Source organism: Nonomuraea sp. NPDC049758 (assembly GCF_040674635.1).
Classification (GTDB): domain Bacteria; phylum Actinomycetota; class Actinomycetes; order Streptosporangiales; family Streptosporangiaceae; genus Nonomuraea.
In genome coordinates this window covers 30,950-43,233 of the sequence record NZ_JBFAMZ010000041.1, presented here as the reverse complement: position 1 = coordinate 43,233, position 12,284 = coordinate 30,950, and the positions used below count along the sequence as shown (strand labels likewise).

Here is a 12,284-nt window from a genome sequence, read left to right as displayed (position 1 = left end):
GAACGAAACACCAATGGTCTGCTTCGGCAGTACTTTCCCAAGGGCACCGACCTCAGCAGGCACAGCCGAAACGATCTGGATGCAGTCGCCGCCACACTCAACAGCCGCCCCCGTAAAAACACTCGGCTGGCATACTCCCGCCGAGGCGTTCAACGAGCGTCCAGGCTTGCTGACAGGCAGTGTTGCAACGACTCCTTGAACCCGAGAAGTGCACTGGAGAAAGGCAGGATGACAAGGCCGGACAGGTACGGACAGGAGACCCGAATGCTCAGGACGGCGATTGGCACGGCATGAGCGCCGTTGGCCCGGCCTGGAGTCGGTGGAGAATGCGTCGGGCTGACTTCACAGGGTGAGCCATACACGGGCGTCTGTGTAAGAGAGCAGGCGTTGGCTGTGCGAGATCGCTACCAGTCCGGTCGCGTTCGCCGTCCCCAGACCATGCGCTGAAGCGGGCGGCGGAGCGTGTGGCCTGGGGCGGTCACGAGTATGTGCGCGGGATCATATGTTCGCCTGGGACGAAAGAGAGCCCGCAGCGTGAGGCGCGCCGTGGCGTCGAACAGACGCATCGGAGTTCGCCTTGAAGCGAGGAGGCGACTCTCAGCCGTGCCGCCTCCGCGCCCCAGGGGAGTGATGGACTGATGCGAGCGTCTACTTGGCGTTGAGCTCGGTCACGATGTCGGCCTGGCGGCTCTCCACCGCAGTCTTGATCACGGCCGCCAGCCCAAGCGCCACCCCTGCGATGATTGCGGTGATGATCACCCATTCCACCGCTGATGCCCCCCGGCTCGAAGCGATGCGAGCACGCTGAATTCGCCTGGCGTGCCGGCCAGGAAGTCCTTTCATCGGTCCGGCCTGTTGCGCGGTGCTTCACGGCTGGGGTCGGCGATGAGGTCGCATCTGGAGAAGAAGGTGACGGCGTCATGAGCGACTCCTGGCCGCCGCGGACCACGATGGATCCGATCGTCTTTCCGCAAGCCGAGGTGGTGCCCCACGATCGGGCGTTCCGCGAGGCGGTGCTGGCCGTATCGGCCGCGGTCGCCGACGATCTGAGGGACAGCGAGGATCGCGACGACGCCCGGCGGATCATCCAGACGGGGCGTCGATCGGCCCGTCAATGATGATCTCGTCGAGTTGACCCATGCCCGTGGTGGTGCTTTCGAGGTAGAGGTCGAGGCCGTCGCGGAGCCATGGGGCGGGGATGACGAGCAGGTCGCCGCGTCCGCCACGGAGCGTCGCCCCGGGGGGCGGCGGGCCGATCCAGACCCGGCCGAGGTTCCGGCCACCGGCCAGGGCGGTGGCCAGCAGCCCCGCCCCACGGAACCTGACCGTCACGTTCGCGTCACTTGCGGGGCCGAGATCGCCCAGGTGCAGCCATCGCGCCTGACCGGCCGGTACGGCGACCGGCAGCTCAGCGGCTACGAGGTCGGCGCCGCGGCGGGCGGTCAGCAGCTCCGCCGTCCCTTGGGCGGCCACGTCCCAGCCCTCGATGAGGCGGCCTCGCAACAGCTCGACATCCCCAGTGGGCTCACCCCAGGCACGGTGCACGTCGACGGTCAGCTCGTCGCCCTGACGCAGGTCGTCCAGCCACAGCACCGGGGTCAGAGGAGTGATCGTACCCAGAACGGTTCCGTTGAGCGCGACGTCGAGCCGGGCCTGACCCTCCTTCACCCGCAGCGCGGCGGGCCCGGGGCGGTCGACGACGCGCCGGTAGCGGATGGTCTGCGGGAAGCAGGCCGTCATCCAGCCGCCGAGCCCGCCACGCGGCGGTGGGGCGGACGAGGGGTCCGCGTCCGGACCGACCAGCCATCCCTCGGACAGGCGGGTGATGTCGGTGACGGCCAGGACGCCGGCGATGCCGCGCAGCGAGCCGAGCCGGAGCGCGGGCAGGCGGCCGTCGTCGAAGTTGGAGTGGCCCCAGATGCGCGCTGTGATGATCAGGTCCGCGTCCTGGGCGGGATCCGGGAGGGGCAGCCACAGGTCGCCTCCGCCGCTGGCGACCCAGCCGAGTGAGGTCGACGCGACCTGCACGTCGATCACGTCGGCGGCCGAGCGCAGTACCAGCCCGGTCACGCCGCGCAGGTCGGCGGCGGTGCGGTAGCGGCCGGCGCCGCAATACACGCCGAGCCGTTCGAGTGGCTGGGCGGCGGTTCTCTCCGTGACGGTGCGCCAGGCGCCGACAGGTCCGGACACGTGGGCCGACGTCACCGCGTACGCCGTGGTCGGCCGTGCGGGCGGCGGAGTCTGGGCCGGTTCGAACACCAACCTCAGTGCGCCGACCGCCGTCGTGATCAGCACGGATCCGTTCGAGCCGGTCACGCGCAGGGTGTCGGCCCGCACGTCGCCTTCGGTCTGTGCGGACCAGTCGCCGCTGACCGTCAGCTGGATCTCGGTGTGGCCCCGGGTGGCGAACGTGGCCACCGCCTCACCGGGCCGCTCGGCGAGACCGGTGAGCTCGGCCGTGGCGGTGAGCCGCACGCCTGCTCCGGGCAACGGGAGATCACGGACGAGGAGCAGGCAACTGGCCGCCGGCACGGTGACGGTGAGCGACTCGTCCACCTCGGCGCTGATGTCGGCGTCCGCCAGATTGGTCAGCGACAGCAGCTGCCCTCCGCCATGGAGGTCGAGCGCGTACGCGGGCCCGTACTCGCCGACCGGGACGGCCGCGGCCAGACGCGGGCCGAGCGCGTCTACGAGCGCGGCCAGCCGCCGGGCTTCCACGGCGTCGGGCCGCTCGGCTCCGGCCGGGTCGAGCACGCCGCCGAAGTCGTAGTCGTGGGTCATGAAGCCGAGCACGTCGCCCCAGTTGTTGACGGCGGTGCCGTATTCGCCGTTCCAGCCCGACGCCTGCAGGTACGGGCCGAGCAGCCGCGCGCCGCACACCAGCAGTCGCTTGAGCGTGCGGTGCAGCCGGTTGGTCTCGGTCACCAGCAGCGGCAGGTCCTGTTTGCGTAGTGCCTCCTCGTAGTGCGCGGCGTGCCGTTCGACGTCGGAGGAGTCGTCGTCGGGATACAGGTTCACTGCCGCGGCGACGTCGGTCGCCGTCCCGCCGGCGCGTACGATGTCGCCCTGGCCGGCGCAGGCCACGAGGGGCACCTCGATGCCGTGTGTACGAGCCGAGCGGGCCAGCACCTCGACGTAGCCGCCGGGGTCGTCGCAGTCGAAGAAGTCGAGCTCGTTCTCCACCTGCACGAGCATCACAGGCCCGCCGCGGGTGTGCTGGTGGCGGGCCAGGATCGGCATGATCCGCCTGAACCACCGTTCCACCTCGGCGAGGTAGCGTGGCTCGTTCTGGCGCAGCCGCAGCCCATCGGTGAGCGGCAGCCACGCCGGCAGCCCGCCGCCGTCCCATTCCGAGCAGATGTAAGGGCCCGGCCGGGCGAGCACCAATAGCCCGGCCGCGCGTGCCAGCTCAAGGAAGTGCTCGATGTCGCGCTGCCCAGAGAAGTCCCAGATGTCTGGTTCGGTCTCGTGGAAGTTCCACGGCACGTAGACGTCGAGCGCATGGTAACCCAGGCGGGCGACGGCGGCGATACGGTCGCGCCACTGCTCGCGCGGCACCCGGAAAGGGAACAGCGAGGCGCACAGCAGCACCCGTGGCACGCCGTCAATGCGCAGCTCGGTGCCGGCCAGTTCGACAGATCTCATTTCAGTCCTGCGCTTCCGCTGACGAGGCCAGCTTCGTAGAGGTACTTCTGGCCGAAGTGGTAGACAGCGACCATGGGGAGGATGAGGATGAGCGCGCCGACCATGACCATGTTCCAGGGCGGTGCCTGAGCGCCGGAGCTAGTCGCCGACAGCGCCTGGATGCCGAGTGCGAGCGGCATCTTCTCCTCGCTGTTGATGTAGATCAGCGGGCCGAAGAAATAGCCCCAGTTGAAGGTGAACGTGAAGATCGTCACCGCGACCAGCACGGGTTTCATCAGCGGCATGATGATCTGCCGGAACAGTCCGAAGTGGCCGAGGCCGTCGATCATCGCCGCTTCATCCAGCTCGGCGGGGATACGCGTGATGAACTGCCGCATGAGGAACACGTTGTAGGCGTTGGCGAAGAAGTTCGGCACGATGATCGGCAGCAGCGTGTCGATCCAGCCGAGGTTGCGGAACAGGACGAACTGCGGGATCAGCAGCACCTCGGCGGGGATCATCATGGTCGACAACAGCAGCGCGAAGAGCATGCCCTTGCCAGGCGCCCGCAGGCGGGCAAATCCGTAGGCCACCAGAGCACTGGAGAACGTCATCCCGACGCAGGAGAAGATGACGATGAGAGTGCTGTTGACCAGGAACCGTCCGATGGGCAGATCGGAGGTGAACGCCTCGACGAAGTTGCCGAACTCGAACTCGGCCGGCAGGAAGCTGAACGACAACTCGCGCGTGGTCTGGTCGCTCGACAGGGCGATCGACACCATGAAGACCAGCGGTGCCAGCAGGATCGCCGAGACCACGGTGAGCACGGCGTATCGGACGGCGGCTCCGCCCGCCCGGGTCACGCGGGGGTTCACGTACGCACTTCCGTCTCGTAGAAGACCCAGCCACGCGACGATCGGAGGATGCCGGCGCTGAGGATCATGATGATGATGAACAGGACCCAGGCCAGCGCGGAGGCGTAGCCCATGTGGTAGTAGCGGAAGGCATTGTCGTAGACGTAGGGCACGAGCATCAGGCTGGCGTTGGACGGGCCCGACTTGCCGTCGGTGAGCACGTACACCTGGGAGAAGACTTGGAACGCGGCGATCATGCCGGTGATCAGGTTGAAGAACAGGATGGGCGTGACCAAGGGGACGGAGATGTGCCAGAACTGTTGCCGCCGGTTCGCGCCGTCGATGCGGGCGGCCTCATACAGGGCTGGGGGCACCCCTTGCAGGGCGGCGATCAGCAGGATCGTGCCGGCGCCGACCTGCCACAGCGACAGCAGCACGATCGCCGGGATGATCCAGTTCTCGTCGAGCAGCCACGCCGGTCCCTCGATGCCGAACATCGCCAGGAAGCCGTTGACCGGGCCGGTCTGCGGGGCCAGCAGCCATCGGAAGATCATCGCCGAGGCTACGAGCGGCACCAGCGCCGGGATGTAGATGACGGTGCGGAACAAACGCGCGCCTTTGAACGGCCGGCTGAGCAGGTTCGCCAGGAACAGGGCGATGAGCAGCGACAACGGGACCGACACCACCGCGAAGTACAGTGTGTGGCGCAGTGCGGCCCAAAACAGCGGATCCTCGGTGAACAGCTCGACGTAGTTGTCGAATCCGATGAAGTTCGGCGCCTGGAACGAGTCCCAGTCGGTGAACGACAGCCCGAGCGAGGCGACCATCGGGATCGCGGTGAACACCACGAATCCGACGATCCACGGTGCCACGAAGGCGTAGAACGACCACGTCTCACGCCGGCGGAAGCGGCCGGCGCGGCGTAGGAGGGGAGCGGCGATGACCGCCATGAACCTTCCTTTCCCGGTGCGGCGGCCGGGCACAGGGCATGCCCGGCCGGGGCGTCAGCGGACGATGCGTTCCAGGGACTGCTGGACCCGGTCCAGCCCGGCCTGCACCGAGTCCTCGCCCTTCCAGACCGGGGCGAGCTCGTCGGTGAACGCCTTCTGGATCTCGTTCCACTCGGGTACCAGCGGAGGGCTGTAGATCGCCGGCGCGGATTCGGTGAAGGCGGCCAGGTTGACGCCCGTGGTGTTCCAGGCGGGCTTCTTGAAGGCGTCGGAGGCGGCGACCTCCTGGTTGGCGGGCACGTCGAGGCCGCTGGTGACGATGGGGCCCTGGCCTTCGGCCGACGTCAGGAACGCCACCAGCTTGGCCGCGGCGTCCTTGTGCTCGCTCTGGCTGGCCACCGCCAGGCCGCTGCCGAAGGCGGGCACGGCGTTCTGCTTGCCGTGCCACAGCGGGGCGATGTCCCACTTGAGCTTGGTTTCCTTCAACGTGGCGATGTTCCAGAACCCGGTCGTCACCATCGCGAGCTTGCCCTGCGCGAACAGCGGGTCGGGCTGGCCGTTGTCCAGGCCGGCGTTGGCGTAGTCGACGGGGGAGGGGGCCGAGCGGTCCTTGAGCACCAGGTCGTTGTAGAACTGCAGCGCCTCGATGTTGACGGCGGAGTTCGCCACGGGTTTGCCCGACGCGTCGAGCACGCTGCCGCCGTTCTGGTACATCCAGGTCATCATCCACGGCCACCAGTCACCGGCGGCGTATCCCCAGGTCTTCACCTTGTCGCCGTCGCGGACGGTCAGTTTCTTGGCCGCCTCGCGGAACGTCGTCCAGTCCCACGTGCCGTCCGGGTACGGGACGCCCTGGGCGTCGAAGATCTCCTTGTTGTAGTAAAGCACCATCGCCCCGGCGCGATCGGGTGCCGCCCACAGCTTGCCGCCGGTGGAGTAGGTGGTGACCGAGCCCTGGCCGAAGCGGGCGACCGGGTCGACCCCCGCCTTCTTCAGATGCGGGGTGAGGTCCTCCAGCTGGCCCTTGCTTGAGTAGACGTTGACCGCCTCGGCGAGCATGAGCACGTCGGGGGCCTTGCCGCCGGCGAACATGGTCTGGACCTTGGTGTCGTAGTCCTCGGCGATCTGCACCAGCTGGACGTCGATGTCGGGCAGCGCCTTCTTGGCCAGCGCCAGGCGCTGTTCGAAGACGGTCTTGTCGGTTGCGCTGCCCCAGATGGTCAGCGTCAGGGACGTGGGGCCGCCGGCGGCGGGTTGTTCCTCGGACGAGCAGGCGCTGAGGCCGGTGGCGGTGACCGCGGCCAGCAGCACAGCCGCGATGCGGCGGTGGGGGGTGAGCCTTCCTAACATCTGTTTCCTTTCATGGTGGATCAGGCGTCGGGGACCGAGTCGAGGTAGCCCTCCAGGGCGTAGGCGGCGGCGCCGAGGCTGACGGAGTTGCCGCGTGGGTGCTGCAGCTCGAACGCCACCGCCGCCATCGGGACGGCCAGGGCGTGCGCCCGCAGGTGGGCCCGGGACCGGTCGAGCAAGTGCTTGCCGAGCAGCTCGGCCACCCAACTGCCCAGCAGGACGATGTCCGGATTGAGCAGGTTGACGATGGAGGCAGCGGCTATACCGAGGTAGCGGCTGGTCCGCTCGATGGCGTCGATCGCCGCCGGGTCGCCGTCGTCGGCGGCGGCGGCGAGTGCGGCGATGCTCGCGGTCTGATCATCGCCGTGCAGCAAGGGGCTATCGGGGGATGCCTCCCGCAGCGTCTGCAGGATCCCGGGCGCTCCAACGTACGCCTCGACGCAGCCCCGCGAGCCGCAACGGCAGGCGCGGCCGTCGGCCACGACCACGGTGTGCCCCCACTCGCCGGCGCTGTTCATGCGCCCGCGCAGCACGTTGCCGCCGAGCGCGATGCCCGCGCCGACGCCGGTGCCGAGGTTGAGCACGACGAAGTCCTGGCCGCGCCGCTCGGGATGCGACCAGATCTCGGCGATGGCCAGGCACTTCAGCGGGTTGTCGAGGAACAGGGGCGCGTCGACCGAGTCGGCCAGCAGGGCCAGTAAAGGCACGTCGTGCCAGTCCCAGTTGGGGGCGAACACCGACGTGCCGCCCGCCTGGTCGACCTGGCCGGGGGCGGAGACACCGACGCCGAGCAGAGTGCGGCCCTCGTGGCGGACGCGTTCGACGGCGATGGCGTGTTTGACCCGCTCGACGACCTGTTCGGGGCTGCGGTTGAGCGCGTCGATGTCGTACTCGGTCGAGGAGATGGGCTCCAGGGCCGCGTCGAACGCCTCGACGTGGACGTAGGTCTCGGCGATGTCGACGCCGAGCAGGAACCCGTGGTCGCCGTTGAGCGCGAGCTTCGCGGTGGGGCGGCCGGCGGGCGCGCGCTGGCGGGCCACTTCGACGACGATGCCGAGCTCCAGCAGCTTCGTGCAGATGGCCGCGACGGTCGCGAAGCTCAGACCGGTCTGGCTGACGAGCTCGCGTCGGCTGGCCTCGCCGCCGGCGTGGATGCTGCGGACGACGGCGAAGGAGTTCATCCTGCGGATGTCTGCCGCTGTGCGCATCTGCGCTCTCCCTGAGGTCGTGGATGGTCGGTTATTCTTGGGGTCGGAAATATTAATGTCAAGACTAGTTCTTTGTCTCGTAATAATGCACGGTGATCCCAGGCCGGCCCAGAGGCTCTCTCCAGCGGCGGCCGTACCTTCACCCCCTCTTCTCACGAGGCGCAGATGAGACGCACCCCCCTCAAAACCCTGTTAGGAAGCCTGCTGCTGACGGCGGCCACCGGAGCCGTCGCACTCAACCCCGCCCCGGCCGCCGCAGCGGCCGCGATCACCTCGCCCGTCAACCCCAACCTCGTGCTGCAGGACGAGTTCCAGGGCTTCGGCACCTCGCTGGCCTGGTGGAGCGACGTCGTGGGCGGATGGAGCGAACCCGCCCGGTCGCAGCTCATGGACTACCTGTTCGCCGACTCCTTCACGCTCGACGGCAAGACCGTGCAGGGCATCGATCTCAGCATCGCCCGCTACAACGCCGGTGCCAGCGAGCCCGGCGTGTCCTACCCGGTCGTCGACCCGCACCTGCCACCGCGCAACGGCGCCTGGATCGACAGCCTCATCCAGGCCAATGGCAGCTACGACTGGAGCGTCGACGCCAACCAGCGCTGGGTCCTCGCCCAGGCCGCGCAGCGCGGGGTGAGCACGTTCGAACTGTTCGCGAACTCCGCGCCCTGGTGGATGACCTACAGCGGGCACCCGGCGGGCCGGTACTCCCACAACTCGCCCGAAGGCTGCTCGCACAGCAACCTGCGCCCCGAGTACCAGGACGACTTCGCCGGCTATCTGGCCACGGTGGCGCAGCGCTTCTCCACCGTGGGTGTCGACGGGCCGGGCAGCCCCAAGGTGAATTTCCGCACCATCGAGCCGTTCAACGAGCCCTCGAACGGCTGGTGGTGCTGGGGCAACAACCAGGAAGGCACCTACCTCACCGCCGCCGAGCAGAGCTCCATCCTCACCAACCTGCGCACGGCGCTGAACTCGCGCGGCATGAACACCGAACTCGCCGCGACCGACAGTAACAACTACTGGCTGATGGTCTCCGAGTACGACGCCCTGTCCCCGGCCGCCCGCGCCGAACTCGGCCAGGTCAACGCGCACGGTTACGCCGGATCCGACCCGACCCCCATCCGCGACCGCGTCCAGGGGAACGACCTGCGGTTCTGGCAGTCCGAATGGGGCCCGGCCGACTGGGGCGGCTACAACATCACCTCTGAACTCGACGCCGGTCTGGAACTGGCCACCCGGGTCACCAACGACCTGTCCTATGTCGGCGCCAACGGCTGGCTCTACTGGCAGGCCGTCGAGGACAGCTCACGCGGCAGCGGACCCGGATACTGGGGCCTGATCCAGGCACCGCTCGACGGGTCGGCGCAGACCTACGACCTGCAGAAGCAGTTCTACACGCTGGGCCAGTACAGCAAGTTCATCAAGCCCGGGTACAAGATCATCGATGCGGGGAACGGCAAATCGGTCGCCGCTTTCGACCCGGTAAGCCACAAGCTCGTGCTGGTCACCTACAACGACACCGCCGAGAGCCTGCCGGTGAACTTCGACCTCAGCAGGTTCACCACGACCGGCGTGAGCGCGCAGGGGTGGCGCACCTCGGCCACGGAGAACCTGGCGCAGCTCGCCCCGGTGTCGGTCTCCTCCGGCACGCTGGCCGCCACCGTGCCCGCGAACTCGGTGGTGTCGTACGTGCTGAGCAACGTCGGCCACAACGCCGCAGGCACAACGGCCGAGATCGTGAACGACGCGGCCGCGACGTACACCGGTTCCTGGTCGGACGTCGGCTACAGCGGCGGCGCGGTCGGCGCGTACGGGTTGTGGGACCAGGACGAGCACTCCTCGCAGGCCACCGCCGCCACCGCCGCCTACACCTTCCACGGCACCAAGGCCACGCTGTTCGCCACGCAGGCGCCTACCAGCGGCAAGGTCGGGATCTCGGTCGACGGGGGCGCGGAGACCACCGTCAACCTGTACAACACCGTCCGCCTCGACGGCGTGCGCGTCTGGTCCAGCGCCGCCCTGGCCGCGGGCCGGCACACGCTGACGGTACGCGTCCTGGGGCAGAGCGGCGCGCCGGGCGGCGGGGTCTGGGGGAACGTCGACCGGCTCGTCGTGGAGGACTCCTCTTGGACCCAGTGCGCCACCGAGGACCAGATCTGCGCGTTCACCGGCACCTCCGAGGTGCGCTACGGAGCGGACGGCGACGAGGTGCGAGCCGTGCACACCGGCGGCGTCGCCTGCACCGGGGCCGTGTTCGGCCACACCACGCCCGGCGCCGATCGGTGCTGGCGACGTGACGTGTCCACCGCGCAGCTCGTGGCCCAGCACAGCCAGCAGTGCCTGGGCGTAGGGGACAGCGCCACCACGGCGGGCGCCGACGTCATCCAATGGCCCTGTACGACCGTCGCCGACCAGCGCTGGACCCTGGAGAAGACGGCGAACGGGTACCGGCTCAAGCCGGCGCACGCCACCGGCATGTGCCTGGACGTGGCCGGTGCCTCCAGCGCCGACGGGGCGGACGTGGTGCAGTGGACCTGCGGCACGGGCGCCAACCAGGAATGGGATCTCACCTACGAGCGCGAGGGCTACTACCGGGTGAGCCCCAACCATGCGACCGGCAGATGCATGGACGTCACCGGGGCGACCACCGCGCCAGGCGGCGACGTCGTCCAGTACGGCTGCAACGGCTATCCCAACCAGCTCTGGAAGCTCGCCAAGGCGTAACCCCGGGCCGGGGCCGCGCTGACGGCCCCGGCCTCCGCCCCCCATCTCCTGGCACTTCGGAGGTCACCGTGTCGACATCCATGAACCGCAGACAACTTCTCACGGCCGCCGCGCTCACCGCCGCCGCCACCATCGGCGGCCTGACGGCCTTCCAGCAGCCTGCCGCCGCCTACACCGTCCCCTCGCGGATGGCCTGGTGGTACGCCGCCCGCTTCGGCATGTTCATCCACTTCGGCTCCTACTCCTACGCCGGTCGCGGGGAGTGGGTCTTCAACAACGAGAACTGGTCCAAGGCCGACTACCAGCAGCAGGTCTCGGCGAACTTCAACCCGACCGGTTTCAGCGCGGCGACCATCGTCGGCCTGGCCAAGGCCGCCGGGATGAAGTACCTCGTCATCACCGCCAAGCACCACGAGGGCTTGGCCATGTGGAACTCCAACGTCGCCGGCTTCACCGACTACACCGGCACCCGCCAGTACGACCTGCACGACTACTCCGGATACCAGTCCGACCTGCTCGCGGCACTCAAAGCGGAGTGCGACAGGCAGGGCATCAGGTTCGGCCTCTACTACTCGATCATGGACTGGAACCACTCCTCGCAGACGATCCGCCAATGGGACGGCGCCTTCACCACCATGTCCTCCCAGGCGGCCCGCACGGCCTACATCAACGACATGAAGGCCCACCTGCAGGAACTGCTGACCAGGTACGACCCGGCGATCCTCTGGTTCGACGGCGACTGGTGCGACAACCCGGCCACCCCCACCCTCGAAGACTGGTGGACCAAGGCCGACGGACAGGACCTCTACAACTGGCTGCTCGCCCGCAAACCGAACCTCATCGTCAACGAGCGCGTCAAACGCGGCCTGGGCCTGGGCGACTTCGAGTGCCCGGAGGAGATGGTGCCCGCGCGTGCCCTCCCACGCCCGTGGGAGACCAACTGCACGATGAACGGCGCCTGGGGCTACAACGCCGGCAGGGAGAACTCCTACCGCTCGTTCACCACGATCATCCAGGAGCTGGTGACCGTCGTCAGCCGCGACGGAAACTACCTGCTCAACATCGGGCCCACCGGCGAGGGCACGGTCACCGCCGGGTCGGCCGGCATTCTCGATGCTGTCGGCACGTGGATGGCAACCCACGGCGACAGCATTTACGCCACCACCGGCAGCCCGTTCACATGGGAGCCATGGTGGGGCCGGTTCACCAAGAAGCCGGGCAGGCTCTACGCGCACGTGTTCCACTGGCCCTCCGACGGACGCCTGCGCATCCCCGCGCTCCAGAACACCATCAACCGGGTCTACCTGCTCAACGCGCCCGGCCGGACGCTGAGCCACACGGTCTCCGGCGGCTACATCAACTTCACGGTCCCCACGACCGCGCCGAACGCGCACGCCTCCGTCGTCGTGGTCGAGGTCAGCGGAGACCCCAAACCGGCCACCACCCCGGCCATCGTCTCGGGCGGCGTCTACAAGCTGATGTGCCGGCGCAGCGGCAAGGCTCTGGACAACGGCAACACCGATGGCGAGGCGGCCGGCGTGCTCCAGTGGAGCGACAACGGCGAGTCCCAGCAG

Annotated in this window: 8 protein-coding genes and 1 pseudogene; 4 read left to right on the top strand and 5 right to left on the bottom strand. The window is 68.5% G+C overall.

What is annotated here, in order from left to right:
• Both AB0J46_RS49980 and AB0J46_RS49975 read left to right on the top strand, forming a co-directional pair.
• A pseudogene (locus AB0J46_RS49980) lies at nucleotides 1–199 on the top strand (IS30 family transposase); the annotation flags it as partial.
• Nucleotides 200–920: 721 nt separating this feature from the next.
• The gene (locus AB0J46_RS49975; protein WP_364343914.1) at nucleotides 921–1,118 is read left to right on the top strand and encodes a hypothetical protein; all 198 of its coding nucleotides are present in this window, start codon (nucleotides 921–923) and stop codon (nucleotides 1,116–1,118) included.
• On the opposite strand, the gene AB0J46_RS49970 is transcribed toward AB0J46_RS49975, so the two are convergent.
• From AB0J46_RS49970 to AB0J46_RS49950, 5 genes are read right to left on the bottom strand one after another with little or no spacing between them, the layout of a single operon-like run.
• Nucleotides 1,084–3,645, bottom strand: a complete 2,562-nt coding sequence (locus AB0J46_RS49970) for a beta-galactosidase (RefSeq protein ID WP_364343911.1) — start codon at nucleotides 3,643–3,645, stop codon at nucleotides 1,084–1,086. The two genes, AB0J46_RS49975 and AB0J46_RS49970, sit on opposite strands and share 35 nt — an antisense overlap.
• Entirely contained in the window at nucleotides 3,642–4,451 is an 810-nt protein-coding gene (locus tag AB0J46_RS49965) for a carbohydrate ABC transporter permease (protein ID WP_364343908.1), read from the bottom strand. Before AB0J46_RS49965 ends, AB0J46_RS49970 begins: the two co-directional genes overlap by 4 nt.
• A gap of 44 nt (nucleotides 4,452–4,495) precedes the next feature.
• Nucleotides 4,496–5,428: a sugar ABC transporter permease gene (locus AB0J46_RS49960; protein WP_364343905.1), complete on the bottom strand. Its 933-nt coding sequence runs from the start codon at nucleotides 5,426–5,428 to the stop codon at nucleotides 4,496–4,498.
• A 54-nt stretch (nucleotides 5,429–5,482) separates the two neighbouring features.
• Entirely contained in the window at nucleotides 5,483–6,778 is a 1,296-nt protein-coding gene (locus AB0J46_RS49955; protein WP_364343902.1) for a sugar ABC transporter substrate-binding protein, read from the bottom strand.
• Nucleotides 6,779–6,798: 20 nt separating this feature from the next.
• A complete protein-coding gene (locus tag AB0J46_RS49950; RefSeq protein WP_364343899.1) occupies nucleotides 6,799–7,986 on the bottom strand; it encodes an ROK family protein in 1,188 nt (395 codons plus the stop codon).
• 165 nt (nucleotides 7,987–8,151) lie between these two features.
• Between AB0J46_RS49950 and AB0J46_RS49945 the strand changes: the two genes are divergently transcribed.
• Nucleotides 8,152–10,710, top strand: a complete 2,559-nt coding sequence (locus AB0J46_RS49945) for a glycoside hydrolase (RefSeq protein WP_364343896.1) — start codon at nucleotides 8,152–8,154, stop codon at nucleotides 10,708–10,710.
• An 80-nt stretch (nucleotides 10,711–10,790) separates the two neighbouring features.
• The coding region (locus AB0J46_RS49940) for an alpha-L-fucosidase (protein WP_364343893.1) at nucleotides 10,791–12,284 on the top strand (1,494 nt) is incomplete at its 3' end.

Bases quoted from the DNA above. Each gene is read 5' to 3' on its own strand.
- AB0J46_RS49975 (WP_364343914.1), top strand. From the start codon at position 921: ATGAGCGACTCCTGGCCGCCGCGGACCACGATGGATCCGATCGTCTTT.
- AB0J46_RS49970 (WP_364343911.1), bottom strand. From the start codon at position 3,645: ATGAGATCTGTCGAACTGGCCGGCACCGAGCTGCGCATTGACGGCGTG.
- AB0J46_RS49960 (WP_364343905.1), bottom strand. From the start codon at position 5,428: ATGGCGGTCATCGCCGCTCCCCTCCTACGCCGCGCCGGCCGCTTCCGC.
- AB0J46_RS49955 (WP_364343902.1), bottom strand. From the start codon at position 6,778: ATGTTAGGAAGGCTCACCCCCCACCGCCGCATCGCGGCTGTGCTGCTG.
- AB0J46_RS49950 (WP_364343899.1), bottom strand. From the start codon at position 7,986: ATGCGCACAGCGGCAGACATCCGCAGGATGAACTCCTTCGCCGTCGTC.
- AB0J46_RS49945 (WP_364343896.1), top strand. From the start codon at position 8,152: ATGAGACGCACCCCCCTCAAAACCCTGTTAGGAAGCCTGCTGCTGACG.